A 26,891-nucleotide genomic window follows, 5' to 3' on the forward strand; every position below is an offset into this window, starting at 1 on the left:
GAGCGCGTCTGCGTGGGGCGTGGTGCTGGGGAGTGGGTAAATGAAAGGGGGCGGCCGCAGCCGCCCCCCAAACTTCTCTGCAGAACTTACTTCAGTAAGCCCTTGAATTGGTCAACCAGGGAATCAGAGACTACGCCGAAGCCGCCCAATCCCTTGAACTTGCCTGCCAGAGCAGCATTCGCAGCGCGAGCCGCCTTGGCATAATCGGTCACTGCCGCAGGAGCGGAACCGGCCTGAACCAGCAGAACCGGGCCAGCCAGCTCGGCCTTGTTATCGAGGAAACCAGCCACGGTGGCATCAGCGGAGGCCGTGCCGTTAGCGGCATAGAGAGCCTTAGCCTTAGCACCGTTCGGGTACTGCGCCTTGGCAATTTCCAGGGCGGTCAGGTAGCGATCCGCACCAGCGATACGGGAAGCCTTGGCGCCCGCTCCACCCAGGTATGCCTGAACGTCAGCATCGCTCGGGCCTTGCTTGGCAGCTAACTGAGCGTTTTTCATTTCATACTCAGCCTTCAACAAAGCCGAATCCAGCTCGCTCTTGGTGGGAGCCATGTCATAGGCAGCCTGGACTTTGCTCAATGCCGACTTGTTAGAATCGGTCTTGCTAGCTTTAAACGCATCCTTGGCGTCCTGCAGATCCTTTTCGAGGCTGTCTTTGGTGACAGTGTCTTTCAGAGCCACCCGGGTGGACACTAAGAATCCGAAGGTACCCTTGTCGGTATTTTGGGCAGCTTTGTCAGCAGCGGCTTTGTTGCCGGACAGGGCGGTGCCGTCGACTCTCAACATATCGCAGGTTGCGCTAACCTCACCGGGCAAGAGGCGGGGGAAAGTCGATTCCAACGCGGCTTTCTTTTCAGCTTTCATTTTTTCGCTGTCGCTGGATGGAATCGGGGTGCACTTCGCGTCCTTGACCAGGTCCTCCACAGTCTTGCCAGCGTAGGTGTACCATCCGTCAAGTTTCATTTGGGCTTCGCGGACCGCTTTATCCAAATCGGCTTGAACCTTTGCTTTGGCTTGTTCCGCGGTCATTCCTGCACCGCCGCCAGCACCGTTAGCAGTTGCTGCCGCGCTCAATTCCGTGGGTCGAACAGCGCCTTCGCCACCCAGAGCGACAACTTCGGAGGGCTTCAATCGCTTGATTTCTTTCAGGGTCGCGGCGGGCAGGGTACCGGAACCGTCGGTCAACAAAATCGGGGCGCCATCGGTCATGGTGCCGCCGACCAGGGCATCAACCAGGGTAATGCCGTTAGCCAGGTACACCTTGGCGCTGGTCTTGCCCGAGGGGAACAGGTTCTTGGAAATCTCTGCTGCCGTCTCGAAACGGTTCGCGCCCGCCAGACGAGTGACCAGGGCATTGCCAGCGACTGCCTTTACTGCCGCATCGCTGACTGCACCGGTGCCACCCAACACCACGACTTTGGTGGCCTTTAACTTAGCGATGGCTTCGGCAACGTTTTTTTGCACGGTGGGCGAATCGTTGACCAGCAACAGGGGACCGCCGGGCAGTTTGCCGCCGGCGACCGCGTCAGCTTGGGAGTCGCCGCGGGACAGGTAAACCACGTCAGAGGTGCCAAAAGCGCTGGCCACCGAGATGGCGGTGTTGTAGCGATCCGAACCGGCGTAACGGTCAGCTTCCGTCGCCGCCACCGCGCTCATCGGCACGGTCATGGCAAAAGCAGCCGCGGCCGCGCTCAGAGTCAAAACAGACTTCTTCATGTTTATATTTCCTAACTTGTTGGTTGGATGAATTCCGTACTCATCCTATTGATAACTTCGATATCTCGCAGGGGATGGTAAACCTCCCACACCCTTTAGACGTTTCAGAATCCTAGTTTCTTACAGGCGTCATTAACGGTATCACGTCTGGTTTTTGAAACAGGTCAACCGGCTGCGGTGGGTTAGACTTAAACGGTGAGTGAAGAAACGACGAAAGACGAAAACCTGGCGGCCGGTGAGACGGAAATCCGCGCCACCCTAAAAGCAGCCCAGGAAACCTCAAAAGCGATCGAGGCCGACATCGCGGCGGGAAACGTTGGAAAGTACCGCATTCTAACCGGGGACCGACCCACCGGATTCTTGCACATTGGCCACTATTTCGGCACCTTGAAAACCCGCGTGGACCTGCAAAACCTCGGCATCGACACGACCGTGCTCATCGCGGACTACCAGGTCATCACTGATCGGGACAACCTCGGAAACGTGCGCGAATACGTATTAAACCTGGTGGCGGATTACCTAGCAGCGGGGATTGATCCCGAAAAATCCACGATTTTCTGCCATTCTCAGATTCCGGCTATTCACGAAATGCTGGTCATTTTCCTGTCCCTGGTGACCGAGGCGGAGCTGCACCGCAATCCAACCGTGAAGGCGGAGCTGGAAGCCGCCGCGCGTCCCATGTCCGGGCTGCTGCTGACCTACCCGGTGCATCAGGCCGCGGACATTCTGTGCGCTAAGGCGAACCTGGTGCCGGTGGGCCAGGATCAGCTGCCGCACCTGGAGCAAACCCGCGTGGTGGCCAAGCGGTTCAACAAGCGTTATCCGCAGCGCGACCCCAAGACCGGCAAAAAGACCGGGCGCGGCGTGTTGCCGATGGCGCAGGGCCTGCTGGGGCAGGGCGCGATGATTCTGGGCACTGACGGCCAAAAGATGAGCAAGTCGCGGCATAACACGGTGGAGCTGCGTGCCAGCGAGGACGACACCGCGAAAATCCTGAAAAAGGCCGTGACCGATTCGGATCGCCAGATTACTTTCGATCCCGTGCATCGTCCCGAAGTATCGAACCTGCTGCTCATTGCCTCGCTGTGTACTGGGCGCACGCCTGAGGACATCGCTGCGGAAATCGGAGCGGGCGGCGGCGGGGCGCTAAAAGCCCTGGTGACCCAGGCGCTGAACGAACACTTGCGCCCGCTGCGCCAGCGGCGCGACGAACTGATGCAGGACGAAGGCTACTTGTGGAGCGTGTTGGCCCGCGGCAACGAAAAAGTCCGCGATGAAGCCAGCGATGTGCTGCGCGAAATGAAGGCCGCTATGGGAATGAACTACGGGGTCTGATGGAACAGGACGACAAGAAGCCAGAGGATTTGATTCGGCGCCGCGACCACGCTCAGGCCGTGGCGGACCGGATGGTGGAACGCGCCCTGTGGATTATCAACCTGGATAATCAAGGTGCGTCAGTGAGCCCGGAAACCCGCGATGAGCTGGTGGATGAGACGACGGATATGCTGCTGGAATGGGCTTATGAGGTCGGGGAAGATTCTTTCCGCGCCGGGGAGTTCAAAGGGCGTCCCGGGGCGGCGGGGGAAAACAAGCCCTACCCGTCCTCGCCCGCGAAGGCCAATCCCAAAAGTCTGGGGCGCCGCGACTATCTGTTAGACGAATAGGCGCATTCTTCGGCGCGTTCACAAGGGCATCCGGCGGCTCGGTCGGTCTGTCCCCACCACACCGCAGGTCACGTCTGTTTTGCGGTATGTTCACAAGGGCGGGTCACCAGCGTGTCCGGCAGCTCGTCGTTCACGTCACCGGTGGCCCGACCTCACTACACCGCAGGCCACACCGGCCTTATGCGCTACACCCCGACGCAACACCCTAGTGCTTTTGGACTTTGCGCAAGGTGTTCAGCAAATCGATTTTCTCGTCCCCGGAGGGATTGTCCGGGACTTCGGCAAAGAAAATCCGCATCGAGAACGGCGCCATCTTGGATCTCATGCCGCGCACCGTCACGGGCAGCTCGGAAATGACTTCCGCCAAACGGATTCCCGAACCGGGGGTGACCCCGACTTCCTCGGCAAACAGCGCGACCGGGTCGTTCGTGTCTTGATGCCGGGCAGAGGGCGTCGCGGAGTTTAAACCGGTCAACAGCTGCAGCTTTTCCCCCGCGCTGCCTTCGCGGGCACTCGGATCGGGCCAGGTGGAGTCCCACACCAGCCGAAACACGCGGGAACGCGCCCGCGGGGGGTTAATCTGGACTTCGTCATTGGTCCCGTTAATCATGACCAGCAAATCCACGTCGTCCCAGGGCGCTCCGGAACGCAGCATCTGGAGCACGCGGTTGGCGGGATCGTGCCAGGCGCCGGGGGTCAAATGTTCGCCTTCGCGGTTGTACCACGACAGGTCCTGGAGTTTATCCCCGGCCTGGGGCATCCCGGAGGCAAACTCATCGGGGCGCATGACCGGGTGTTCGGCGCGTAAACGTAGCAGGTAGCGGGCAGTTTCAAACAGTCCCTTTTGCCAGGGTTGCCAGCGCCAATCCAACCAGGAAATCGGCCCATCCTGGCAATAGGCGTTGTTGTTGCCGTTCTGTGTGTTCCCGAACTCGTCCCCCGCCAAAATCATGGGGGTGCCGGAGCTAATCGCCAGGGTGCCCCACAAGTTTCGCAAGGTTTTCAGCCGGTTTGTGGCGACTTTGACCATCTCGGTGCGGTTCAGCGGGTCGCCGTGGAAAGGCGTGGTGGGATCCATGCGGCTAAACCGGCGGGAGAAACCTTCGCCAGACTGCGGGTCGGGGCCGATTTCCGCGGCAGCGCTGGGTAGGTCCTCGTCCCCCAGTTCTTTGCCGCTCAGCACGTGGCCTTCGTGACCGTGGTTCCACGAGTTATTGTTGTTCGTCCCGTCCCGGTTACCTTCCAGGTTGGCTTCGTTGTGTTTGTGGTCGAAAGTCACCAGGTCAGCCAGGGTAAAGCCGTCGTGGGCCGCGACAAAGTTGATGGACGCTCCCGGACCACGGTTGTATTCGGCGATGTTGGAACCATACAGGTCAGCCGACCCGGAGACGCGGGTGGCGAGCTCGTGCGGGCCGTGGGCGTGACGGCCGTGAGCTAGCGCCGCCGCATCGGTGAGCCAAAAACCCCTGATGCCGTCGCGGTAGCGGTCGTTCCAGTCCGCAAAAGGCGAGGGGAAGTTCCCAGTTTGCCACCCGTTCGGACCCATGTCCCACGGCTCGGCAATGAGCTTACAGCCAGCCAGAACCGGGTCGGTCGCCATGCCCACGAAAGAAGGATGGCGCAGGGCGTACTGTTCCCGGTTGCGCCCCAGCGTTACCCCCAAGTCGAAACGGAAACCGTCCACCCCGACTTCTCCGGCCCAATACCGTAGGGAATCCAACAGCAGCGCCACCGACTCGGTAGACGTGAAATCGACCGTATTACCGCAGCCGGTGAAGTCCACCATCTGGTTGGGGTAGCCGTGATTCCACACGTAGTAACATTGCGGATCCAAGCCACGCAAGCTGAGAGACGGTCCCAGGGTGCCACCCTCGGCGGTATGGTTATAAACCACGTCCAACAGAATCTCGATACCGGCCTGGTGCAGTAGTGAGACCATGCCGCGGACCTCGTCCAAGACGGCCTGGGGGCCTTGACGCTGGGCGGCTTCGGTCGCGTAGGTCGGTTCGGGCGCGAAATAGCTCAGAGTCGAGTAGCCCCAATAGTTACTCAGGTTTCGTTCCGCCAGAAACGGTTCAGGCATTTTGGCGTGAATCGGTAGCAGCTCAATAGCGGTCACGCCCAAGTTTTTCAGGTAATCAATGGTGACCGGGTTTGCCAAACCGGCGTAGGTACCCTGCAGTTCCGGAGGAATTCCGGGCAGTTGCCGGGTCAAACCTTTGACATGTGCTTCATAAATGACAGTGCGCCGCCAAGACGTGCGCGGCCGATCCGCTACCGGGAAAGAATGCGTGTTCACCACGACCGACAGCGCGTTGTAGTCCGCAGAATCCAACGGATCCATAGTGAGTTCGCGAGTCACGGGCTTCAGCTCGGCATCGACCTGATGGGCGTAAAGCTGGGGGCTGAGGACGGGGGGCTGCGTAATCGCTTTCGCGTAGGGGTCGAGCAGGACCTTCTGCGGGTTATAGAACACTCCCGCGTCGGGATCCCACGGCCCATAAGCCCGATATCCGTAGACCTGACCGGGACGTACGCCGCGAATGTTACCGTGCCAAATCCCGCGGAACGGACCGCGCAGCCGAATCCGGCGTTCTGACTGGTAGTGCCCGTTTTCGTCCGGAGAGTCGAACAGGCACACCTCTACTGCCGTGGCTTGGTGAGAATAAACGGAAAAGGCGACCCCGGATTCTGTAATAGTGGGTCCCAAGTGGTGTGGGTCGAGTTTCGGTTCCTCCGCGACCACGTCAGTGGGAGCAAATGTCGGTGTTGTCCCCTTCTTCTCGACAGTCATAGGTTCGACATTACCGGGAAAATGTCTCGCGTGCCGGACTTTATGAGCTTCGCCTAACTTGTGGCGGGTAATTCTGGCTTTTTCCGGTCGCGAGTTCTCCGTGGTCGCCCGATTTCAGTCACTGACGTTTTTCGTAAATGAGTTCCGGGGTCACAAGTGTGGTCCGCTGTCGGTAGCGGTGATGGTCGCCTGGGCGATGACTCGGTCTCCCTGGGGACTGTCCTGGTAAAGCACCAGAGACTGGCCCGGCGCCACTCCGGTAACCTCATCGGTGGGCAGTAGCGCCACTCGCAGTTCGGTGCCGCCATCCCCGGTTTCCAGATACACGCCCTGCGGGGTGACGGGTTTGCCGTGGGCACGGAACTGGATAGTCAATCCGGCCGGGTCCAACTGACCCTCACCCGTTGCGCCGAGCCCCAGGCTGGTGGGGTCTATCAGCCAGTTCACCGTCGGCCCGGCGTGAATTTCCGTGACGGTCAGCGCCTGGCGGGGAGCCACAAACACCGTGTTCGTTTCCGGATCCGTACCCTGTACGTAGCGGGGAGCGCCGTCCGCGTGAGGCCGGGGAATGTGCAGGCCGCGGCGCTGGCCGACCGTGTATTGGAAAGCGCCGTCATGCGAGCCGACCACCGCTCCGTCCTCGTCCACAATGGGACCCGGCGCCGCCCCGATACAGCCGCGCAAAAATCCGCGCGTATCCCCGTCCGGGAGGAAACAAATGTCGAAAGAATCCCGTTTGCCGGCCACCGGAATCCCCAGCGCTTGAGCTTCAGCGCGGGTGGCGGCCTTGTCCGTCACGTCTCCCAGCGGGAACACGGCTCGTGCCAACGCTGCGGCTCGCGCTCCTGCTAAAACGTAACTTTGGTCCTTGCCCATCGCCGACCCGCGCAGCAGGGCAAAGTCCGGGAACACGCCGTCCGCACCGGTCTGGGGAACTCCCGCCGGAATCAACCCTGCCTGGCCGGGACGCCACAGTCGGGCGTAGTGGCCGGTCGCGACGTAATCGAATCCCTCTCGCAGAGCGCGTTCGATGACGTAACCGAACTTGATGAAACGGTTGCAATGCACGCACGGATTCGGGGTCAGCCCCTCGCGGTAAGCCTGCACAAACGAATCCATCACGACCCGGTTGAACCGCTCGGCCAAGTCCCACACCTGCAGCTCGACCCCCAGGAAATCCGCGACACGGCGCGCATCAGCCAGGGCATCGACCGGCTCGGCAAAAGCGGCAGGACGCGACCACGGGCGGGAGGGGGACTCCAACTGCATAAAGAAGCCCGAAACTTCGTGACCGGCCGCTTGCAAGCGTGCGGTCGCCACGGCGGAATCCACCCCGCCGGATAATCCCATTAAAATTTTCGCCAAGTTTTTCCTCCTCAGTGACCTCACATTCTACCGTTTCCCATTGTGCTGGCTCCCGCCAGCCCCGAGACCTCGGGAATTTGCCTACTTGAAAGGGAAAACAATGGAAGAACTGACAACCACCGACCCCCGCGCTGACTTCGAACCGCGTACTTTCGCCGATTTCGGCCGGATTTGGCTGGAAAGCCGGGTCGACCTCAAGCCGACCACACGGGCAAGTTATCGTTCGATGCTAAACACGGTCAACCTGGAATTCGGGGAACAGGCTCCGAACCAGGTCAGCTACCTGCAGGTCGTCTCCTGGGTCGCGAAGCTCGCTCAACAGGGCGTCAGCCCTACCGGGGTGCGTCAGGCTTATCAAATCGTGGGGCAGGTGCTGGCCTTGGCCAACCGGTTGGGGGCCATCGAAAGCAACGTTGCGGCCGGGGTGCCGCTGCCGACTGTGTGCCGCACCGGACGCCACCGTTACTTGACCGTGCTGCAGCTAGAATCCCTGGCTTTAGAGATTGGGTGGTGGCGGTTGACCCGCGAACCTGCGGGGGTTATTTTGCCCGGCGGTTTGGGGCAGAATGTGGTGTTTTTGCGCAAGAAGGGTCGCGGCGGGTACCTGACTCGGCGCAAGTCCCGGGCGGGGGCGATAGACACGGGGTTGGCCTCGCTGGCTCGGGGGCGCGGTGGGCAAACCCCTGCGCCGGGTGGCAACCAACTGGAAATTTTGGTGCGTTTGCTGGGGTACACCGGTTTACGTATCGGGGAAGCCTTGGCGTTGACCCCCGCCGCGGTCGACTTGGAACGCCGCGTGATTCGGATTGAACGGGCGGTGTCGGAGGTGTCGGGGCGGCAAGTATTCGGTACTCCCAAGAACGGGCGCACCCGGGTCGTGCCGATACCGGATTTCTTGCGCCGCGACTTGCGGGTATTGACCCGGGCGGCGTGCGGAGGCGAGGATTTCCTGTTCGCTACGAAACATGGCACCCCGCTGCGGGCCTCCAACCTGCGCTTACACTTCGACATGGCGGCTCTCGCGGTCGGACAGGCCGGACTGCACATACACGACCTGCGCCACACCGCCGCCACTTTGGCCGTGTCGGCGGGAGCTAACGTGAAAGCGGTGCAGCGCATGTTGGGGCATTCCTCAGCTTCGCTGACCCTCGATGTCTATGCGGACTTATTTGAACCGGACTTGGGCGATGTCGCCGGGGCGTTGAGCCGGATGCGGCAAACGACTCTGCGCCGGGCTGCCGCCTAGTGCGAACGAGTTATACACATGGCCTGTGGAAAAAATGTGGATGAAGGAGTTTCCGGCGGAAAAGTGCAGGTAAACTCCAGGTTAATAAAGGGGTGAAAAAATGGCGTAATATCAGGCGAGTTGCTGCAAAGACCCAGTTCAGAGCCCTGACGACAGCGAAGGCTTTGTTAATACACCGATTCGCGATTTCCCCAGTAAACTCTGCAAAACTGTCCCCAACACCTGTGGATAACTTGTGGAAACTGTGCGCAGGGGGACGGGTTTTCGTCCCGTTTACCTACGCTGGCTTTGATAGGCTGAAGTCATGAACGAACCTTTGGCGGGCGCCAGCGGGCTGCCTGATGATCAGCCGGCGACCGGAGAGTGTCCCGAGCATGGCGCGGATAGCCTGCCGGGACGGCCCTCTACCAGCCGTGAAGAATACAACCGTGTCGTCTTCTTGGCGCGGGTCGTGTTGGGATTCACGGTAGTGGCGGCGGCGACGCTGATAGTCATTGCTCTCACGGCGCACCGGGACTATCCCTCCATCGTGGTCAGCATCGTGATGGTGGCGGCGGCTGTGTTCTATTACGTCAGGACGACCCGCGCGGTGAAACGGGATCTCGATGCCGGCCCTGAACTGGGGGAATAGGTTTTTTCGCGGCCGCGGCCGTCCGGGGCTCACCTAGGCTGGACCCCACGAAAACGGTGCGCTGCCCTGGCGAAAAGTGCAAGAATGGGGGCATGAGTAAAAATCGTGTTTCTGCGCGCCTTGCCGCCATTGCCCCGTCCGCGACCCTCGCTGTCGATAGTAAAGCGAAAGAACTGAAAGCTGCCGGAAAGCCTGTTATCGGCTTCGGCGCTGGTGAACCGGATTTCCCGACCCCCGATTACATCGTGGAAGCCGCCGTGGCGGCCTGTAAAGACCCCGCGAACCACCACTACACCCAAGGCAAAGGGATGCTGGTCACCCGCGAAGCCATCGCCGCCAAGACCTTGCGCGACTCCGGCTACGAAATCGACCCGAACAACGTCATCGTCACCAACGGCGGGAAACAATCCGTGTTCCAGGCTTTTGCCGCCACCGTCGACCCCGGCGACGAAGTGCTGCTGCCCGCGCCCTATTGGACCACTTACCCCGAAGCGATTCGCCTGGCTGGCGGCGTTCCGGTGGAAGTTTTTGCCGGTGCTGACCGGGACTACAAAGTCACCCCGGAGGACCTGGAGGCGAAACGCAGCGAGCGGACCAAAGTCCTGCTGATGTGTTCGCCGTCCAACCCGACCGGCACGGTCTACACCCCCGAGGAGCTGACCGCCATCGGCCAGTGGGCTGTGGAAAAGGGTGTGTGGGTCATCAGCGATGAAATCTATGAACACCTGCTCTATGACGATGCTAAGCCCGCCCACATTCTGAAGCTGGTTCCGGAACTGGCGGACACCTGCGTCATTGTCAACGGCGTGGCGAAGTCCTACGCCATGACCGGGTGGCGTCTGGGCTGGATGAACGGCCCGACTGACGTCATCAAGGCCGCCACGAACTTCCAGTCCCACCTGACTTCCAACGTGTGCAACATTGCCCAGCGTGCCGCCATCGCGGCGTTGAACGGGCCGCTGGATGCGGTGGAACAGATGCGTCAAGCCTTTGACCAGCGTCGTCAGACCATCGTGCGGATGTTGCGTGAGATTGAAGGCTTGCAGGTACCCGTGCCACGCGGCGCGTTCTATGTGTATCCCGACGTCACGGGGTTGTTTGGGCGTAGCTTGGATGGGGAGCGCATCGAGTCCTCCTCCCAGCTGGCTGCCATGATTTTGGACAAGGCCGAAGTCGCGGTCGTTCCCGGCGAAGCCTTCGGCCCCAGCGGCTTTATCCGCTTGTCCTACGCCCTGTCCGACGCTGACCTGGTCGAAGGAGTTAGCCGGGTGCAGGATTTGCTGGCAAAAGTGAAGTAGATTTTGGATTTCACCGGGGGTGGCGCGTGGGTGCGTTGCCCCCGGTGAAATTTTTATGATTCGGCTCGGTATTAGCGCGCTTGAAAGTTATGGCAGATTTGCCTTATCATTGAGGACGCTGCGTTTTTCGTTTCCACCCGGCGGGGCGTACGCAAAACTAGGGAAGTGGCGCAATTGGTAGCGCAACGGTCTCCAAAACCGTAGGTTGCAGGTTCGAGTCCTGTCTTCCCTGCCACTTGGATCAAACAGTTTCCAACGTTTCCGGGAGTGTCTGTGTACCGAAGCCGCCCCAGTACCGCCCTTTTCCTGCTGTTTTTCCTGGCGGGAATCGTCGCGCTGGTCGCGGTCGCGGCGGGTCTCGGAACCGTGAACCAACACCACACACCGGCCCCAGTGACCTCAGCCGCGCCCCGCACTCCTGCGCCTCTCGCTCCAACCACCCTAACCGTGGCGATGACCGGAGACATTTTGAGCCACGGCTGGGTCACGGCTGCGTCTCGAGAGGCAGACGGACAATATCACCTAGAGAAACTGCTGGCAGAGGTGAAGCCCTACCTGGAACGCGCCGACCTGGCCTTGTGCCATCAAGAAATTCCCTACGGAAAACCCGGACAAGCTCCCCACGGTTACCCGATTTTCAACGCCCCGATGGATTGGGCAAACGGCCTGGTCCAGGTTGGTTATGACGGCTGTTCTACGGCGTCGAACCACAGTTGGGACCAAGGAACCGCGGGTATCACCCACACTTTAGAAGTGCTGCAAAACGCCGGGCTGGGGACGGCCGGGACCCGCGCGAATGCCGAGCAAACCCCTTGGCAAATGTATGAAATTCACAAAGGGGGACGCACCGTACACGTGGCGCACCTATCGTTTACGTATGGGTTGAATTTTGAATCTGTGCCGGAAGTGGACCGCCACCCTTACCTGGTGGAGATTAACGATGTCGAGCAAATCATCGAGTATGCTCGGCAAGCCCGCCAGGCCGGGGCGGATATCGTGATTGTCAGTCCCCACGGCGGCAGCGAATACGTCTATGAGCCCCAACCCCAACAGCGGCAATGGGCACAGGCTCTGGCGCAATCCGGGGTTGTGGACGCCTATGTCGGCCACCACGCCCACGTTCCTCAGCCGATTACGCTCACGCCCGGAGGAGTGCACGGCACTGGGATGTGGACCTATTTCGGCACCGGAAACCTGCTGACCAGCCAAACCCCCGATATGGGAATCGGCACCCAGATTGAGTCGATTGCGTGGCTGAGCTTTGACATCTCCGGGCCGGAGAAACACCCGCAGGTCACTCTCAGCCAAGCGGCGTGGGTCCCGGTCGTGCTGGATCGCAGCCGATTCCACGCGGTTCCCGTCCACGATTTCGATGGCGGAACCGCGCCGCCTGGCTCGCGTCTCGATGCCGCTACCGTCCAGCGCTACCATGAGGAACTGGTAAAAGTGATGGGAAATGAGGCGACAGAGCTGAAGTCCCCGCCTCCTGCTCCGGCCGAGCCCACCGCGGTGACGGTCTTGGCGCGTTAGACTCCGCCGGGCCGGCCGCGGGTCAGCCTCGCACAAGCCGCGTACCGGCCGAGTAACAGCCTGCACGATTGGCTTTAGGTACGGTTTTCTACTATGATTTGACACATCCCCCCGTTAATTTGTTTAGGGTGAAGTGTGCCCGCGGCGGGGAAAGAAATTGCCTACAGGAGGAACAAATAATGGCAGAAACCGAAGGTGCCATTCAGCCGGCGAAAAAAGCCGAAGCTACCCCTAGCGCTGATCAGGAACTTGGTTTTTTCGCGCGTATCATGCAGTTTTTCCGCCAAGTCGTGGATGAGATGAAAAAAGTCGTCTATCCCACCAGCGAAGAACTGTGGCGCTACTTCTTGGTCGTGATTGTTTTCGTGGCTATCATCATGACCGCGGTCGGGTTGATGGATTTGGGCTTCGGAGCCCTCACCGACCTTATCTTTAGCTAGACCTGTTTGGTCTTTTCAATATCATTGCCCCACGAGGAATATCAGTAATGTCAGACGAAAACGAATTGCAAGAAAACGATGCTGTGGCTGAGGAAGCCCAGTCGGAACCTAACCAGGCCGCCGAGGCCGCTTCTGCGGCTGAACCGGACCTAGAGGAAGTCCCCGCGAACGTGGACCCAGAAACTGGTGAAATCATCGAGGATACCGCGGATACTGCGGACACCGAGACTGAGGAACTCGACCCGAAGCAGGCCCTCGAAGTCGAGCTACGCGCTTTGCCGGGCCGGTGGTACGTGGTACACACGTACTCCTCCTACGAAAAGCGCGTGAAACAGAACATCGAACAGCGCGTGGCGAATAATCCCGGCATGGAAGATTATGTCTACCAGGTCGAGATTCCGATGGAAGAACATGTCGAAGTCAAGGCCAAGAGCCGCAAGGTCGTGCAGCGTCCGCGCATTCCAGGATACGTTTTGGTGCGCATGGACATGGATGAGAACTCGTGGCGTCTGGTGAAGGACACCCCGGCCGTGACTGGTTTTGTCGGCAACCAGCAGGATCCGGTGCCGCTGACGTTGGCGGAAGTGGTCAATATGCTGGCCCCGACCGCTAAGGAGGCCGCGAAAGTGGCGGTGGAAGACGGTCAGGTCGAGATTTCACAAGCGACGCAGCGGACTGCTCCGGTGGCGGCAGATTTCGAGGTGGGTCAGTCGGTGACTATTACCTCCGGTCCGTTCGAGACGCTTTCTGCGACGATTGCCGAGGTCAATGCCGAAACTCAGAAGCTGACCGTGTTGGTCACCATCTTCGAGCGCGAGACTCCGGTGGAGTTGAACTTCAACCAGGTCGCCAAAATCGACTGATTTTTCAGGCTTGGCGGCGGGCGCGGGACTTCCATCCTGCGCCCGCCGTTGATTTTGGTCTTAATTTCCGGGACAGCTGACCGTATTGGCGTTCAGACCAGGCAAGAGGTCGTGGACATGGTTAAGGAAGTTCGTCGCGAACGCGCCGCGAACGCGCTACAGCCGCGCCACGAAATTATTATTTGAGAGGTGGAAAAAAAAGGGCGCTACTGGGAGAATTTGTTGAAATTGCAACGTTTTGAGTGGTACGCCATCAGGGACTCGAACCCTGAACCCACTGATTAAGAGTCAGTTGCTCTGCCAATTGAGCTAATGGCGCTTTGCGTTTTTGGCGCGGTTAACTATGCTAACGCTCCGGGCGGGGATTGACAAATTGAACGTGCCCCAACCCGGGGTTTAGCTCGCACAGATTTGGCGCGTCGCCGCCAGTCCGCTATCTGGCGCGGCCCGGCTATCCCAGGGATTCCAAAGATTCGGGGACGTTCGCGCCAAAGCCTAGTTCAATCAGGGCGCCGCGCAGTTTGTCGCAGCTGGCTTTGATTGCGTCCGCAGAGCCCGCCGCTTTAGCATCGGGATGCAGCACCCGCATGGAATCGGTCGGAATGACATGAATATGCAGGTGGGGAACATCAAAACCGGCGACGACAATCAAGGCGCGCGACACGTTGAACGCATCGCGCCCGGCTTGTCCAATAATCTGAGCTACCTGGGACAGGTGCGCAATCAAAGCCGGGTCGGCGTCCAGATAGTTGTCGACTTCCTCACGCGGCACCACCAGCATATGACCGTCGCTGCGCGGTTCGATGGTGGCGAAAACGACGCACTGCTCATCTTGCCAGACAAAGTTTCCGGGGATTTCGCCGTTGATAATTTTCGTAAATACGCTGGCCATGAGGTGTTCCTTTCGTTCGCAGAAGTCCGGTCGGGCGGCTTTTGTGTTCAGCGAGCGCATCAGGTGGGGGCGGAGAGCCCTCCCGGTGTTGCTCCGCTTTTATAGTAGGGGAATTTTTGTCTCCCGGGGGGCATGTAGAGTTAAAGCGTGGCAACAAAGAAGAATGCTCAGAGAAGCTCCCGGGCTGGTTTCGAGCCGTGGTCGCGCGCGGCGCTGGCTCCGGTGGTGTTGCTACTGGGCAAACAACGGGTTTTCGCCCAGCGCGCCATAGCCAGCTTGCGTGCTGCGGCCCTGGCCAGCGCCGAAAAGGACGGGGCGATGGAACCCCCGGAAATCACCGAGGTCAACGCACGGACTTATGAATCGTCCCGCCTGAGCCAACTGACTTCCCCCTCCCTCTTCGGAGGGATGCCGCTGGTCATCGTTCCCGGACTGGAACAGGCCAACGCCGAGTTGCTCCAGGATTTAGAAGCCTACCTGGCAAGCCCAGCGCCGGATGCCTACCTGGTGCTGTGGCACGCGGGGGGAAACCACGGGAAAAAGGTTTTGGACCTGTGCAAGAAGGGCGCTGCGAAGGTTTATGCCTGCGATGAGCTGCGCTGGCCGGAGGAGAAAGCTCAGTTCCTCCAGGCCGAGGCCGGTCGGTTGGGGCGTCCCATCAGCCAGGACGCAGTAGCGGCGCTGGTGGCGGCGCTGGGTGATGAATTCGAGGAATTGCTCTCCGTGACGACCCAGCTGTTGCAAACGGTAGGGGATCCCACTCAGCCGTTGAGCCTGGCTGAGGTTGATCAGTACCTGCAAGGGCGGGTGGAGGCCACCGGGTTTAATGTCGCCGATGCGGCCGTGACCGGCAATGTTGGCGAAGCGTTGCGCCTGTTGCGCCACGCTTTGGCCACCGGGGTAGCGCCGGTGTTGATTGTTTCGGCGATGGCCACGAAACTCCGCCAGATTTTGACCTCATTTTCCACCCAGTTGCCCCCCGCGGTGGCGCAGATGGACCTGGTGGACCCGCCTAAGCCTCTGTTCGGACGGATTGCCCAGGGAATCCACGCCGTTGCGCCGCGCTGGGACGATGAGCGGCTGGGCTTAGCCATCCTGGCGGTTGCCCGCGCAGACGAAGCGGTAAAAGGGGCTTCGCGGGATCCCGAATACGCCCTGGAAGCCATGGTCTTGGCGGTGTGCCGATACGCCAGCGGCGTGCGCGAGCCAGTTGGGACGCCACCCATGTGAAGCTGAGTGCCACAATCAACAGCCCGGTCACGCCCGCCGCCGGGTTTTCCAACCAGTCGACTTCCGCTCCCGGTCGACTGGCAAAGAACCTGGCCACGCCGGCAATCCACGCGGCAGCCCACCCGGTTACGTGCGCCGTGCCCTGTTCCAATAACCGCACCGGCATCGCAATAACGGCAAATGACGCGGCCGGGAGTCCCGCCAAGGCTGCTAGTGCGACCAGCCCTAAACCGCCCACGGTTACTATAGAGGAAACCCCTCCGGTCAACAGGTTCGCGGGGAGGGAATAAACCTGCAACTTCCCGCGCATGACCAGCATTAGTGGCGCACAAGCCAGCTGCGCACTGAGGGAAACAGCCAGCGGCAGAGCAATCAGGCGCGGCAAGAACCGTGCGCACCAGGCCGCCAAGTAAGGCCCGCCGGTCACGATGGCGCCGGTCGCCACTACCGACAGGGCAAAGCCCCAGGACGTCGCTTGGAACGGCTGCACCAACAGCATTCCGATGATGGCCGCAGACAGGGAGGACAGCGAGCGGGACGGACGGGATATCCACAGTCCTACCAGCGTCAACGACCCCATTGCCGCCGCGCGGGTGACGGAGGCGGAGCCTTCCAGCATGGCCAGGAAGATTCCCATAATTCCCGCTGCCACTACGACTTGCACCCCGCGGCGTTTCCGAGCGGTTAGCCCCAGCGCCACGGCCAGCACCACGCTGAGATGCATTCCAGACACGGCAGTCAGGTGTGATAAGCCTGCTACCTGCATAGATTCGCGGTCCAGGGGGTCTTGGACGGCGGTCAGCCCCAGGCTCATCGCCATAATCATTCCCGCCGTTGATTCCGAAAGCTCCGCCGTGGCCTCGCGCAGGCGCTGGCGCACCGCATTGACAAACACAAAACGCCCGGTCGGAGGTCCGATAATTTCAGGACCGGTCGGAGACTTCGCATAGCCCAGGTATTGGGTGGAAAGGTCCCGACTGGCCAGGCCGGTGCGCAGACGTACCCACGAACCGAGGGGGATACCCTCCCAGCCAGCCCCTTTGACCTGCAGCAGGGCGTGGGTGGGGTAGGTTGAGCCGTGCCAAGTCAGGCGGGTCACTTTGAGGTCAACGCGGTAACTGTCCCTCCAGCTCAGTTTCGGAGTGGAGACGACCTGGGCTTTCACGTCAAAACGGGCGGTCGGGTGAGCGCCAATGACCGCTAGGTTATCGCGTGAATCTAGCTCCAGACGCAGTGCCAGCGTCCCAAAAACGATGGCAATGACCAGGGCGGTGATCATAAGTGTAGCCAGCCCGGAGCCGCGCGGAAACAGGCGGTGGCGCCGGCGGGCGGGCATGACCGCGCCAGCTTTCCCTGCTCGGCCTGGCATTTCCGGGTAGCGATTCACCGCGCAACCAGGCATTTCAACGTTACGTTTCCCCACGCGGATGGGCGTGAGCGTGCCACGCCTGTCCCTACGGGCTTGTGACCGGTGCAACCACCCCAGCGCACCTCCCGCTAGGGCCGCGACCAGGGCGAATCCAACGCTCACCACCAGCGCGACGCCCTCCCCGCGGTTTCCCGCCGCCAACAGTGCTACCCACAGGCTCACCGCCGGAATCGCCAGGCGCAAATCCAGCGGGGCGGGGCGATAGTCCCGATCGGTACGCAGCCGCCGGACAATGAACGCGGTTTCGCCCTGCGCAGTCATCACGAATCCTCACACGCACACGTGGTCGCGCAGGCGCGCCATCAGCGACGGGCCAATCCCGCTGACTTCATCGAGCTGATCCACCGAAGCGAAACGCCCGTTGGACTCGCGGTAATCCACAATGCGTTGGGCCAGGGCCGGGCCGATGCCGGAAAGGGTCTGCAAAGTGCCCAAGTCCGCGGTGTTCAGGTTCACTTTTTCGCCATCAGCCCCCGCTGACTTTGTGCCCAAGCCCGGAGCGTTACCCGTGTTTCCCCCCGCGCTCGGCGGGGGAGTTTCCCCAGGTCGAGCCACATAAATCATTTCTCCATCCGTGAGAGGACGGGCCAGGTTCAGGGTGCTCAGATCCCCTTCGGGCAGGGCTCCGCCCGCCGCTTCCAGAGCATCGGCCACGCGAGACGGATCCGCCAGGTGAACCACTCCGGGATGGCTTACCGCTCCGGCCACGTGAACTACGACTTCGGCGCCGTTTGCACCGGGCAGAAACAGCTGCGGGGCGGCCCCCGGTGAGGGCGAAGCACCGGCCTTGCCTGCCGCGGTATTGCCGTCTTTCCCCTCAGCGGCTGCCAGCGCGGCACCCGGACCTGCGGAACTGCCCGTTTTGGAATCCGTTTTCCCTGTGGCGTCCCCGGACAGCACCCCGTCGGGAGGTGGTGTGGGCGGGGCGGCAAACACCTGCCAACCCACTACCAAAAGCCCGCTTACCAGCATAAACGCCGCAATTAAAGTCGCTACTCGCGGGCTGGGCGCCAGGCGTAACCGCTGTTCGCGCTCGGCCACGGGTCTGACTTGGAGACTGCTTTCAATGCCCTGTACCAGGTCCTCAGCCCGCCCAGCCAGGTTACCGCGAGTCGGTGGGTTCCCATCCGCGCCAAAATCGGGGGTCGGCGCAGGACGGCGCGCGGTTCGGTAATCAGGCTCGGCATCGTCCAGATAGCCCACACCCGCGGCTCTGGCCCGCTCAAAAACACTGGCAGTGAGCCGGTCGCGGTCCGTTTGTCCAAACTTATTTAGCATCCTGGCTACCTCCTCTATCGTGCCGGGAACTGTCCGCCCCTTGCTTGTGAAACTAATCGCGACCCACCGGTGCGGAAAGTCGAAAATGTTTTACCTGTGGAAAACCTGGAATTACCCGCCCCTGTGGAAAACTTCTCGAAAGGCAGTTTTTCGTTGCTATAGCCGGGATAAACTGAAGCAGTGAAAAAACAGAAACCGGATTTAAGCGATTCTGCGGCCGCGGTGCGCCAGCCCCGCTTGGTCGAACGCATCATCGGCGCGGTCATTCTGGCCCTGGCGGTGGTGGTGTTGGTGACCGCCACGACACAGTGGCTTGGTGATACCGCCCGGATTCGCAGCAACGCGGAAGTGAAGAAAATCACCACGGTCGCCCCGTTGAAAGAAGCCTGGACCCTGGCCATGCCCGCAAAAATGAAGGATCCGCGCACGGTACAGGTGTGGGACTACGCCGATTCCCAAGACTCTTTGGCGGCCCAGGACGCCGCTACCGGCGTGACCGCTAAACTGGCCGAAAACGAAAAGCTTGTGCTGGTGAAAGGCACTGATGGCAAGGCTCAAACCCAGGCTATTGCGCTGATAGACGAAACGACCGGCACCGCGAAATGGTCGAAAACCTACGATGACCTGCCCCTGGACTATTGCCTGAAACAGCTGTGGCAGAGCTCGATTACCTGCGAATCGGACGCCGCGAAAAAGGTGGTGCGTATCGACCCCAGCGGCAATGTTGCGGTAGGGGACTTGCCACAGGGTATTTGGGATTTAGCGACCGGAGAGCACGTGTTAGGGGCGATTTTTGACCAGTTCCTGGTGGTTCCTATTGCGGTTGCGGAAGGCAATTCGGCTGGGGTACAGGCGGTGTACGTCACGCCGAACTTTGCGTGGAAAGGCAAGTTCCCGCTCATGGTGCCAAACGCCCAGGCCGCCCAGCCTCTGCTGGCGCAAACTCGGGGGTCAGTGACTTTGCTCGGGGTGACTACTTCCAATCAAGACGGGTCTAACCGGCAAAATACCTGGAGCTATTCCCAAATCATCAACATGAAAATCGGTTCTCTCGACACCTCGAAACTGGGGTCTGCCCCCCAGATTTCCATGTTGGAAGCCGGTTTTTTTGCCTCCGCTGACCCGCAAAGCGCCGCTGAGGTTCATTGGCAAATTCACGGTTCTGACGGTGGTGTAGTGGGGGAGGGCCAGTGCCCCTCTGTAGCCGCTCAAGCCCTGCACGACCAACTGCGCGCCGGGCTGCGGCTGGATACGGACAGTGCTCTGGCCGCCTTGAAATCCGGGAAAGTTCCCGTCCTAATGCCCGACCGGACGTATTTCCTGGGTGCGACCGGGGAAACTTGTGCGTCCTGGCCTGGTTGCGCGGCTCAAACCTGGACTACCGGGGACGGCGTGGCCATCAATCTGAAAGCTCCGGGGGCTCCGCTGGCGTCTGACGGGACAAAAGCCGTGTTCACCGAAGGTAACGGCGGGCTGTTGAGCTACGGAATCGTTGACGGAAAATTCCTCTGGGAAGGCGTTGCCCCGCCCTTGAAAGATGCTGCCACCAGTGGTGATATGTTTGTTTTCGGGTCTGGATTGGGCCAGTTGGCGCAAACAGGCGACCTCAACAAGGGCAGCGCCAAGGCAGTATTGCGTTACCTCACTTTGCCGTAGGGGGTTGTCTCAAGAAGCAACCTGTTTTGCGGTTCCGGGTCAGGGCTGGGGGCGGCAGTCTGCGCGCCATGATAGCGCTGTAACCGCTGTTGCCGAAGCAAATCAACCAGCCAAACAATCAGGAACAATACTCCCTCAAGCAGCACGACTGTGGCTCCTGAAGCCGTGTCGAACCAGTAGGAAATATAGGCCCCCAGCACGACGCAGGATACGGAAAGCAAAGGAGCTATCCATAACATAGCGTTGAACCGGTTTGTGAGCAGTCGGGCAGTCGCGCCAGGGGTAATCACCAGTGCCACGATGAGGATTGCGCCCACTGCCTGCATCGCCACCACGACCGTCAAAGAGAGAGCTACCAGCAACAAAGTCGCCAACCAGCTTGTAGAAATGCCGATAGTGTGGGCATGAGTCTTGTCGAAGGCATACAGCACCAAATCCCGCTTTTTGTATAACAACAGCACCAGAGCGAGTGGACTCAATATCAAGACCTGCCACATATCGGCCCTGGTGATACCGAGCATGTCGCCAAACAAAATATGGTGCAAATCGATATGACTGGGGAACAGGCTGATTAGGACCAGGCCGGAGGCAAACATAGTTGTGAATACCACCCCAATAGCTGTGTCTTCCTTGACCCGTCCGCGCCCCCGCACTGCGCCAATCAATCCCACCACCAGCAAAGCTGCCACGAGGGCACCTATTGCAAAAGGTGCTCCCAACAGGTAGGACACGACGATTCCGGGAAGAATTGCGTGCGACAGGGCGTCACCTAACAGTGACCAGCCAATCAGGACCAGCCAGCAGGACAACACGGCGCAAACCGCCGCCGCGACTCCGGTGACAATAATGCCGCGGAGCATAAACTGCTGTGTCCACATTTCGATAAAGATTTCATAAAAATTCACTGTCCACCTCCCGACGCGGCGGGATTTAATCCAAACGCTTTCGCGAGATTCTGTGGGTCCAAGGCTCCAGCAGGATTGCCTTGATAAACCACGCGGCGATATAACAAAACCACCTCATCGCAGAGCTTTTCCAAAGAAGCCAAATCATGGGTTGAAACCACCACAGTGGTCCCTTTTGCAGAAATTTTTCGCAGTAAATCAACGATATTGGTTTCTGAGTATTTGTCTACTCCGGCAAACGGTTCATCGAGGAGCAGGAGCGGTGCGCCTTGGGCAATTGCGCGCGCGATAAACACCCTTTTCTTTTGACCGCCGCTCAACGCTCCAATTTGGCGCTGTTGCAAATCTTGCAATTCCACCATTTCTAACGCGGATTGCACCGCTGCCAGATCTGCAGATTTGGGACGACGGGTCGGTCCCATAAATCCATATCGCCCCATCATGACGACTTGGTTTACGTTAACCGGGAAGTCCCAATCGATTTCCTCGTTTTGTGCAACATAACCAATCAGTCGCTGTTTCCGGGCTTGGTTTGCGTCAATTCCGGCAACTTTAATGCTGCCCTTTTGATACGAAACGCTGTTGGTGATGGCTTTGAACAGTGTCGATTTCCCCGATCCGTTCATCCCTACCAGACCACAAATTTGACCGCGCGGCACGGTTAAACTGGCACCTTCCAGTGCCACATTAGCCCCGTAACAAACATGCAAATCTGAGACTTCTAATATAGGTGGGGCTGATTTTGAGCTGGACTCAGTTTCAGACCCGCCTGGCGCTACGTGGTTGTCGAGAGTGTCACTCATTTCTGAGTCAACCCTTGGGTAATCAGATCTGCGTCGTAGCGCAACAGATCCAGATAGGTCGGAACGTCTCCATCTGCGTCTGACAAGGAATCAACATACAATTCCCCACCAAATTTCGCCCCCGTAGCTTCCACAACGGGTCGCATCTTGTCTCCCACGGTGGACTCGCAGAATACTGCGGGAACGTGGTTTCGCTTCACGTAGTCTTCCACTTCCGCTACGCGAGAGGGAGTGAGGGCTCCTTCGGCATTTACGCCCCACAGGAATTTCTCGTTTAGGTTATAGTCCCGAGTCAAATACGAGAAAGCTCCCTCACAGCTGACCAAAGTGCGTTGTGACGGGTCGAGATGAGAAAGAGTGGAGGTGATGTCCTCGCCGACTTTTTCAATCTTGGCGCCATACTGTTCGGCATTTTCCTGGTACTCGGAGCAGTTCTGGGCATCTAAATCGCAGAAGGCTTTTGCCATATTTTTCACGTAGAGGGCACCGTTTTTCGGGCTCATCCAAGCGTGGGGATTGGGCTTACCCTTGTAGTCGCCTTCGGTTATCGGAATAGGCTCCACGCCCTGCGAAACGTTGACCTTTTTGGCATCCAGGTCGGCGGTAAACTTCGTGAACCAGCGTTCCAAATCCAGCCCGTTATTTAAAATCAATTTCGCTTTCTGCGCCGACTTTAAGTCCGAGGGCGTGGGTTGATAATCGTGGATTTCCGCCCCAGGTTTGGTGATAGAGCGGACTTCCATGTGGTCTCCGGCAACGTTTTGAGCCATGTCCTGCAACACGGTAAATGTGGTGAGGACCAGGGGCTTGCCTTGTGTGGCCGAATCCGAGCTGGCGCTGGATGTCCCGCTGCACGCACCGAGAGAGGCTCCCAGGCACAAAATCGCAGCTACAGTCAAGGTTTCTCTAATTTGCTTGTTTTTAATTCTCTTCATGGGTATAGCCTAAGTTAGGTATACCTAAGTTTGCAAGCCGGAAACCGTTGAAATCCCGTAATCTAGCGAATTTTTTGTACTGACAAATCCTACAAAACCAGGGACACGAGTTTCGGGGCGCGCACGATGACTCGCTTTGGTTCGCGCCCGTCCAGCAACTTCACCACGGCCGGTTCCGCCAGGACTTTTGCCTGCAAATCCACCTCGGAAATCTCGGGGTCCACCGAAACTTTCGCGCGCACCTTGCCTGCCACCTGGACCACGCAAGTGACCTCCTCGGCAGCCAACAGCGACTCATCGGTAACGACTGGGAACGTGGCACGGGCGATTCCGCCCTTGTGACCCAAGCGCTCCCACAGTTCCTCCGCAATGTGTGGAGCGATGGGGGCAACCATCACGACCAGCGCTTCTGCGGCCTCGCGCGGCACCCTGGGCAACCCGGTCAAGTGATTGTTCAACACAATCATCTTGGCGATAGCCGTGTTCACGCGCAGATTGTCATACTCCACGGTGACATCGTGAATGGTGCGAGCCAGCACTTTCGCGGTCGCCAAATCCGGGGCGTCATCGGTCACGGTGAGCGCGCCGGTGTTTTCATCGACGATATTGCGCCACAGCCGCTGCAGGAAACGCTGAGAGCCGACCACCGCGCGAGTGTCCCACGGACGGGACATATCTAGCGGCCCCATCGACATCTCGTAGACCCGGAACGTGTCCGCGCCGTAATCCGCACACATCTGATCAGGGGTGACGATGTTCTTTAGCGACTTGCCCATCTTGCCGAACTCGCGGTTGACGGGCTGGCCCTGCCAGGTAAAGCCGTCATCTTCGCTGCCCTCCACTTCGTCGGCCGGGACGTATTGCCCGCGCGAATCCGTGTAGGCGTAAGCCTCAATCATGCCCTGGTTGAACAGGCGATGGAACGGCTCTGAACTGGACACATACCCCAAGTCATAGAGGACCTTGTGCCAAAAACGCGCGTACAGCAGGTGCAGCACCGCGTGCTCCACGCCGCCCACGTACAAATCCGTGCCGCCGCTGAGGTTGCCCGCCTCGGGACGCGGACCCATCCAGTAGGCTTCGTTGTCGGGGCTGGCAAAAGCCGTGGAGTTGTCCGGGTCGGTGTAGCGCAGCTCGTACCAGCACGAGCCCGCCCAGTTCGGCATGGTGTTTTGGTCACGAGTGTAGGTCTGCTTGCCTTCGCCCAGGTCCAGTTCGACAGTCATCCAGTCCGTAGCGCGGCCCAGCGGGGACTCCGGGGTGGAGTGGGAATCATCGGGGTCAAAAGTCCGGGGCCGGAAGTCCGACACTTCGGGCAGCTCCAAGGGCAGCATCTCTTCCGGCAGGGCGTGAACCCGCCCGTCAGAGCCGTAAACCACGGGGAAAGGCTCGCCCCAGTAGCGTTGCCGGGAAAACAGCCAGTCACGCAGGCGGTAGGTCACGGTCTTTTCGCCCCGCCCGGTTTTCGCCAGCCAGTCGCTGATTTTTGCGATAGCCTCGGCCTTGCCCAGGCCGTTCAGGCTGATTTCGCTGTTGGCGGAGTTTTCGATGACGCCGTCGCCGGTCCAGGGTTCCGTCTGTACATCCAGGCCGTCCGGGCCGGAAATAGTTTGGATAATGTCCAGGTTGAACTTTTTGGCGAAGGCGTGATCGCGCTCATCGTGGGCGGGCACGGCCATAATCGCGCCGGTGCCGTACCCCATCAAAACGTAATCCGCCACGAAAATCGGCACCAGGGAACTATTGACCGGATTCGTCCCAAAAATGCCGGTAAACACGCCGGTCTTTTCGGTGAAGTCGGTTTCCGCAGTCCGTTCGCTGTCGCTCTTTGCGCTGGCTTGCGCCCGGTAGGCCGCCACCGCTGCGCGCGGGGTCGCGTAACCGCCGGTCCACTCCGGGCGGGTCCCCTCCGGCCAAGCATCCGGCACCTGCAATTCCGCGTCCGCGCAGTCCTCGGCACCCACCAGCGGGTGTTCCGGAGAAATGACCATGAAAGTCGCGCCGAACAAGGTGTCGGGCCGGGTTGTGAAGACCTGCAAAGTCTGTGGCTGCGGCCCTTGACCAGCCTCGACCTGGAAGTTTACGGTGGCGCCGAAAGACTTGCCAATCCAGTTGTGCTGCATGGTGCGGACCTTATCGGGCCAGTCAATCGTGGCCAGGTCGGCATCTAGCCGATCCGCGTAGCGGGTGATGCGCATCATCCACTGGCGCAGTTTCGTCTTAAACACGGGGAAGTTGCCGCGTTCGGAACGCCCCTCGGCGGTGACTTCTTCATCCGCCAGCACCGTGCCCAAGCCCGGCGCCCAGTTCACTGGCGCGTAAGCCACGTAAGCTAGGCGCTCGGCATCAATGAGTTCCGCCTGTTCCACTGCGGAAAGCTCGGCCCAAGCCCGCCCGTCCGGGGTGGGGCGGGTGCCGTCCTCGTACTGTTTCACAAGGGTGGTAATCGGCCGGGCCGCGCCCTTTCCGGAGCCGTCGCGGCGCGGAGCTTCGGGGTCATACCAGGAGTTGAAAATTTGCAGGAAAATCCACTGGGTCCACTTGAAATAGTCCGGGTCGGTCGTGGCGAAAGAGCGCCGCCGGTCGTGGGACAAGCCAATGCGGGCCAGCTGTTTGCTCATGTTGGCGATATTGTCATGCGTGGTGATGGCTGGGTGCTGGCCGGTTTGCAGGGCGTATTGTTCGGCGGGCAGGCCGAACGCATCGTAACCCATGGTGTAGAGCACGTTCTTGCCCTGGGCGCGCTGGTAGCGGGCCACCACGTCGGTGGCGATATAGCCCAGCGGGTGTCCCACGTGCAGGCCTTTGCCGGAGGGGTAAGGGAACATGTCGAGGATGAAGTATTTTTCGCGTTTTGCCAGGTCGCCGGCCAGGGGGCCGCTGGGGTTATCAGCGTTAAATGCGCCGGTTTCGTCCCAAATCCGTTGCCATTTTGCTTCCAGGTCCCCCGCCATCTCAGCCGTGTAGCGGTATTGCGGGGTGTCTGGGGTTTCCGGGGTGTTTTCAGCCATTATTCCTCTTCTTTCCGACAATCAACGTATCCAGTTTAGACCAGAATGATATACGCGACTTAAACCGATTAGTTTGTGCGCTGTTGTGGGCAAAAAGAAAACGTCCACCAAAAGGTGGACGTTTTCAAATAGCTTAGAGAAACCGGTTACTGCATGGCAGCAACGCGGGTGGCCAGCTTAGATTTGCGCTGAGCCGCCTGGTTCTTGTGGATGACACCCTTGGAAGCTGCCACGTCAAGGTGACGGGTAGCCACCTTCAAGTTGGCCTCGGCTGCGGCCTTATCCCCGGCCTCGATAGCCTCGCGGGTCTTGCGCACCAGGGTCTTTAGCTCGGAGCGCACGGCCAAGTTGCGCTGGCGCGCCTTTTCGTTGGTGCGAATCCGCTTTATCTGAGACTTAATATTTGCCAATGTTCTTCCCTCAAAAGTATTGATTTTCGCCGGTTTTGGCGACACACAAGGAAATATCCTACGCCATTTTGCGCCTCATCCGCAAATCGGTGCTGAGAACGATGAGCTAACGGATTCAGGCTACGTCCCACGTTCGTGATGCCGCTCATCATCTAGATGTTTCGTGCTGATTTCCGGTGTCTGCACACCGATACGGGACACGTTCACAAGGGCGTTTCTTGGTTGGTTTCAAAAATAACCGCGGCGATGCGCGTGTCATCGTTGGCGATGAACAGCGCTTGTTCTGCCTGGGGAAATAGCGAGGTCGAAAGTCCCACTGTCTGAAGCTCCGCATCTGAATCGCAGGCCCCGATTTCCGCTAGCCGACGTAATTCGCTGTCGTGCCGAAGCCAAATAGAAACCGGGGAGGGCGAGTCTTGTGCACACCGAAAAGCAATCTGGCGATAAGAGGACTCCTCCTTGACAGGCTTCAAATCCAGGTGCTTATCCGAACGGAATGATGCCTGCGCCAGGAATTGGGTAGGCATCCAACTTTCTTGAACTTCCTGTTTAATGTCGGAAATGGACAACTTGGGAGCTGCCGCATCACTCGGAGCAGAATCGCGCTGGGAACACCCCGACAAAACAAACGGCAAAGCAAGGACTAATAAAATCGCGATAAATGGTTTGGAAGACAGCTTTGACATGGATTCCCCCTAGACTTTGAGTATGGCGGGTGCATCGCCCGACATAGATAACGAGTGGTGAAGATGCGGGATATATCCTGGCTGGTGTGATAAAACCGGCGTTCCCGTGG

Annotated in this window: 21 protein-coding genes, 2 tRNA genes and 1 pseudogene; 11 read left to right on the forward strand and 13 right to left on the reverse strand. The window is 59.5% G+C overall.

Annotated elements, in window-relative coordinates; genetic code table 11:
- Positions 1-86: 86 nt before the first annotated feature.
- The gene (locus tag Q0V70_RS08350; RefSeq protein ID WP_297590667.1) at positions 87-1,715 is read right to left on the reverse strand and encodes a cell wall-binding repeat-containing protein; all 1,629 of its coding nucleotides are present in this window, start codon (positions 1,713-1,715) and stop codon (positions 87-89) included.
- Positions 1,716-1,910: 195 nt separating this feature from the next.
- Here Q0V70_RS08350 and trpS point away from each other — a divergent pair, with 195 nt between their 5' ends.
- Together trpS and Q0V70_RS08360 are read left to right on the forward strand one after the other, a co-directional pair.
- On the forward strand, positions 1,911-3,050 hold the full coding sequence (gene trpS, locus Q0V70_RS08355; RefSeq protein WP_297346812.1) for a tryptophan--tRNA ligase: 1,140 nt from the start codon (positions 1,911-1,913) through the stop codon (positions 3,048-3,050).
- The gene (locus tag Q0V70_RS08360; RefSeq protein WP_295028510.1) at positions 3,050-3,379 is read left to right on the forward strand and encodes an isocitrate dehydrogenase; all 330 of its coding nucleotides are present in this window, start codon (positions 3,050-3,052) and stop codon (positions 3,377-3,379) included. The genes trpS and Q0V70_RS08360 overlap by 1 nt, the downstream gene beginning before the upstream one ends.
- Before the next feature lie 205 nt (positions 3,380-3,584).
- On the opposite strand, the gene Q0V70_RS08365 is transcribed toward Q0V70_RS08360, so the two are convergent.
- Together Q0V70_RS08365 and mnmA are read right to left on the reverse strand one after the other, a co-directional pair.
- A complete protein-coding gene (locus Q0V70_RS08365) occupies positions 3,585-6,173 on the reverse strand; it encodes a glycogen-debranching protein (protein ID WP_297590669.1) in 2,589 nt (862 codons plus the stop codon).
- A gap of 150 nt (positions 6,174-6,323) precedes the next feature.
- Positions 6,324-7,553, reverse strand: a complete 1,230-nt coding sequence (mnmA, locus tag Q0V70_RS08370) for a tRNA 2-thiouridine(34) synthase MnmA (RefSeq protein ID WP_297590916.1) — start codon at positions 7,551-7,553, stop codon at positions 6,324-6,326.
- A gap of 85 nt (positions 7,554-7,638) precedes the next feature.
- Between mnmA and Q0V70_RS08375 the strand changes: the two genes are divergently transcribed.
- The 7 genes from Q0V70_RS08375 (at position 7,639) to nusG (ending at position 13,546) form a co-directional block, all read left to right on the forward strand.
- The gene (locus Q0V70_RS08375) at positions 7,639-8,784 is read left to right on the forward strand and encodes a tyrosine-type recombinase/integrase (RefSeq protein ID WP_297590672.1); all 1,146 of its coding nucleotides are present in this window, start codon (positions 7,639-7,641) and stop codon (positions 8,782-8,784) included.
- 304 nt (positions 8,785-9,088) lie between these two features.
- Complete coding sequence (locus tag Q0V70_RS08380; protein WP_297590674.1) at positions 9,089-9,415, forward strand: hypothetical protein; 327 nt, start codon at positions 9,089-9,091, stop codon at positions 9,413-9,415.
- A 92-nt stretch (positions 9,416-9,507) separates the two neighbouring features.
- Complete coding sequence (locus Q0V70_RS08385) at positions 9,508-10,713, forward strand: pyridoxal phosphate-dependent aminotransferase (protein WP_297590676.1); 1,206 nt, start codon at positions 9,508-9,510, stop codon at positions 10,711-10,713.
- Between the two features lie 159 nt (positions 10,714-10,872).
- A tRNA-Trp gene (locus Q0V70_RS08390) sits at positions 10,873-10,948 on the forward strand.
- A gap of 38 nt (positions 10,949-10,986) precedes the next feature.
- Positions 10,987-12,243, forward strand: coding sequence for a CapA family protein (locus Q0V70_RS08395; protein WP_297590678.1), 1,257 nt, complete (start codon positions 10,987-10,989; stop codon positions 12,241-12,243).
- Between the two features lie 179 nt (positions 12,244-12,422).
- Complete coding sequence (gene secE, locus Q0V70_RS08400; RefSeq protein WP_297590680.1) at positions 12,423-12,683, forward strand: preprotein translocase subunit SecE; 261 nt, start codon at positions 12,423-12,425, stop codon at positions 12,681-12,683.
- A 47-nt stretch (positions 12,684-12,730) separates the two neighbouring features.
- The gene (gene nusG / locus Q0V70_RS08405) at positions 12,731-13,546 is read left to right on the forward strand and encodes a transcription termination/antitermination protein NusG (protein ID WP_297590682.1); all 816 of its coding nucleotides are present in this window, start codon (positions 12,731-12,733) and stop codon (positions 13,544-13,546) included.
- Between the two features lie 243 nt (positions 13,547-13,789).
- On the opposite strand, the gene Q0V70_RS08410 is transcribed toward nusG, so the two are convergent.
- Positions 13,790-13,865: transfer RNA gene (locus Q0V70_RS08410), tRNA-Lys, on the reverse strand.
- A gap of 132 nt (positions 13,866-13,997) precedes the next feature.
- Positions 13,998-14,438, reverse strand: coding sequence for an HIT family protein (locus Q0V70_RS08415; RefSeq protein WP_282921185.1), 441 nt, complete (start codon positions 14,436-14,438; stop codon positions 13,998-14,000).
- Positions 14,439-14,585: 147 nt separating this feature from the next.
- Here Q0V70_RS08415 and holA point away from each other — a divergent pair, with 147 nt between their 5' ends.
- The gene (gene holA / locus Q0V70_RS08420) at positions 14,586-15,668 is read left to right on the forward strand and encodes a DNA polymerase III subunit delta (protein ID WP_297590685.1); all 1,083 of its coding nucleotides are present in this window, start codon (positions 14,586-14,588) and stop codon (positions 15,666-15,668) included.
- Positions 15,669-15,717: 49 nt separating this feature from the next.
- Here the strand turns inward: holA and Q0V70_RS09665 are convergent.
- Positions 15,718-17,358 (reverse strand): annotated as a pseudogene (locus Q0V70_RS09665) (ComEC/Rec2 family competence protein); the annotation flags it as partial.
- Positions 17,359-17,367: 9 nt separating this feature from the next.
- Positions 17,368-18,375, reverse strand: coding sequence for a ComEA family DNA-binding protein (locus tag Q0V70_RS08430; RefSeq protein ID WP_297590687.1), 1,008 nt, complete (start codon positions 18,373-18,375; stop codon positions 17,368-17,370).
- 180 nt (positions 18,376-18,555) lie between these two features.
- On the opposite strand from Q0V70_RS08430, the gene Q0V70_RS08435 reads away from it, so the two are divergent.
- Positions 18,556-20,031 carry a hypothetical protein gene (locus tag Q0V70_RS08435; RefSeq protein ID WP_297590690.1) on the forward strand — a complete coding sequence of 492 codons (1,476 nt, stop codon included), beginning with the start codon at positions 18,556-18,558 and terminating at the stop codon, positions 20,029-20,031.
- Here Q0V70_RS08435 and Q0V70_RS08440 read toward each other — a convergent pair.
- The 6 genes from Q0V70_RS08440 to Q0V70_RS08465 form a co-directional block, all read right to left on the reverse strand.
- Entirely contained in the window at positions 20,013-20,936 is a 924-nt protein-coding gene (locus Q0V70_RS08440) for a metal ABC transporter permease (protein ID WP_297590692.1), read from the reverse strand. The genes Q0V70_RS08435 and Q0V70_RS08440 overlap by 19 nt on opposite strands.
- Positions 20,933-21,739: a metal ABC transporter ATP-binding protein gene (locus Q0V70_RS08445; protein WP_297590695.1), complete on the reverse strand. Its 807-nt coding sequence runs from the start codon at positions 21,737-21,739 to the stop codon at positions 20,933-20,935. Before Q0V70_RS08445 ends, Q0V70_RS08440 begins: the two co-directional genes overlap by 4 nt.
- Positions 21,736-22,674: a metal ABC transporter substrate-binding protein gene (locus Q0V70_RS08450; protein ID WP_297590698.1), complete on the reverse strand. Its 939-nt coding sequence runs from the start codon at positions 22,672-22,674 to the stop codon at positions 21,736-21,738. Before Q0V70_RS08450 ends, Q0V70_RS08445 begins: the two co-directional genes overlap by 4 nt.
- Positions 22,675-22,763: 89 nt before the next feature.
- Entirely contained in the window at positions 22,764-25,685 is a 2,922-nt protein-coding gene (locus Q0V70_RS08455) for a leucine--tRNA ligase (protein WP_297590700.1), read from the reverse strand.
- A gap of 146 nt (positions 25,686-25,831) precedes the next feature.
- Positions 25,832-26,095, reverse strand: coding sequence for a 30S ribosomal protein S20 (rpsT, locus tag Q0V70_RS08460; RefSeq protein WP_295027654.1), 264 nt, complete (start codon positions 26,093-26,095; stop codon positions 25,832-25,834).
- Positions 26,096-26,298: 203 nt separating this feature from the next.
- A complete protein-coding gene (locus Q0V70_RS08465; protein ID WP_297590703.1) occupies positions 26,299-26,781 on the reverse strand; it encodes a hypothetical protein in 483 nt (160 codons plus the stop codon).
- Between the last annotated feature and the right edge of the window lie 110 nt (positions 26,782-26,891).

This window comes from uncultured Mobiluncus sp. (assembly GCF_947087965.1).
GTDB lineage: Bacteria > Actinomycetota > Actinomycetes > Actinomycetales > Actinomycetaceae > Mobiluncus.

What these genes read in the sequence shown, in the direction of transcription:
- Q0V70_RS08350 (WP_297590667.1), bottom strand. Translation starts at nt 1,715, where the DNA reads ATGAAGAAGTCTGTTTTGACTCTGAGCGCGGCCGCGGCTGCTTTTGCC.
- Q0V70_RS08360 (WP_295028510.1), top strand. Translation starts at nt 3,050, where the DNA reads ATGGAACAGGACGACAAGAAGCCAGAGGATTTGATTCGGCGCCGCGAC.
- Q0V70_RS08365 (WP_297590669.1), bottom strand. Translation starts at nt 6,173, where the DNA reads ATGACTGTCGAGAAGAAGGGGACAACACCGACATTTGCTCCCACTGAC.
- Q0V70_RS08375 (WP_297590672.1), top strand. Translation starts at nt 7,639, where the DNA reads ATGGAAGAACTGACAACCACCGACCCCCGCGCTGACTTCGAACCGCGT.
- Q0V70_RS08380 (WP_297590674.1), top strand. Translation starts at nt 9,089, where the DNA reads ATGAACGAACCTTTGGCGGGCGCCAGCGGGCTGCCTGATGATCAGCCG.
- Q0V70_RS08385 (WP_297590676.1), top strand. Translation starts at nt 9,508, where the DNA reads ATGAGTAAAAATCGTGTTTCTGCGCGCCTTGCCGCCATTGCCCCGTCC.
- secE (WP_297590680.1), top strand. Translation starts at nt 12,423, where the DNA reads ATGGCAGAAACCGAAGGTGCCATTCAGCCGGCGAAAAAAGCCGAAGCT.
- nusG (WP_297590682.1), top strand. Translation starts at nt 12,731, where the DNA reads ATGTCAGACGAAAACGAATTGCAAGAAAACGATGCTGTGGCTGAGGAA.
- Q0V70_RS08415 (WP_282921185.1), bottom strand. Translation starts at nt 14,438, where the DNA reads ATGGCCAGCGTATTTACGAAAATTATCAACGGCGAAATCCCCGGAAAC.
- Q0V70_RS08430 (WP_297590687.1), bottom strand. Translation starts at nt 18,375, where the DNA reads ATGCTAAATAAGTTTGGACAAACGGACCGCGACCGGCTCACTGCCAGT.
- Q0V70_RS08445 (WP_297590695.1), bottom strand. Translation starts at nt 21,739, where the DNA reads ATGAGTGACACTCTCGACAACCACGTAGCGCCAGGCGGGTCTGAAACT.
- Q0V70_RS08450 (WP_297590698.1), bottom strand. Translation starts at nt 22,674, where the DNA reads ATGAAGAGAATTAAAAACAAGCAAATTAGAGAAACCTTGACTGTAGCT.
- Q0V70_RS08455 (WP_297590700.1), bottom strand. Translation starts at nt 25,685, where the DNA reads ATGGCTGAAAACACCCCGGAAACCCCAGACACCCCGCAATACCGCTAC.
- Q0V70_RS08465 (WP_297590703.1), bottom strand. Translation starts at nt 26,781, where the DNA reads ATGTCAAAGCTGTCTTCCAAACCATTTATCGCGATTTTATTAGTCCTT.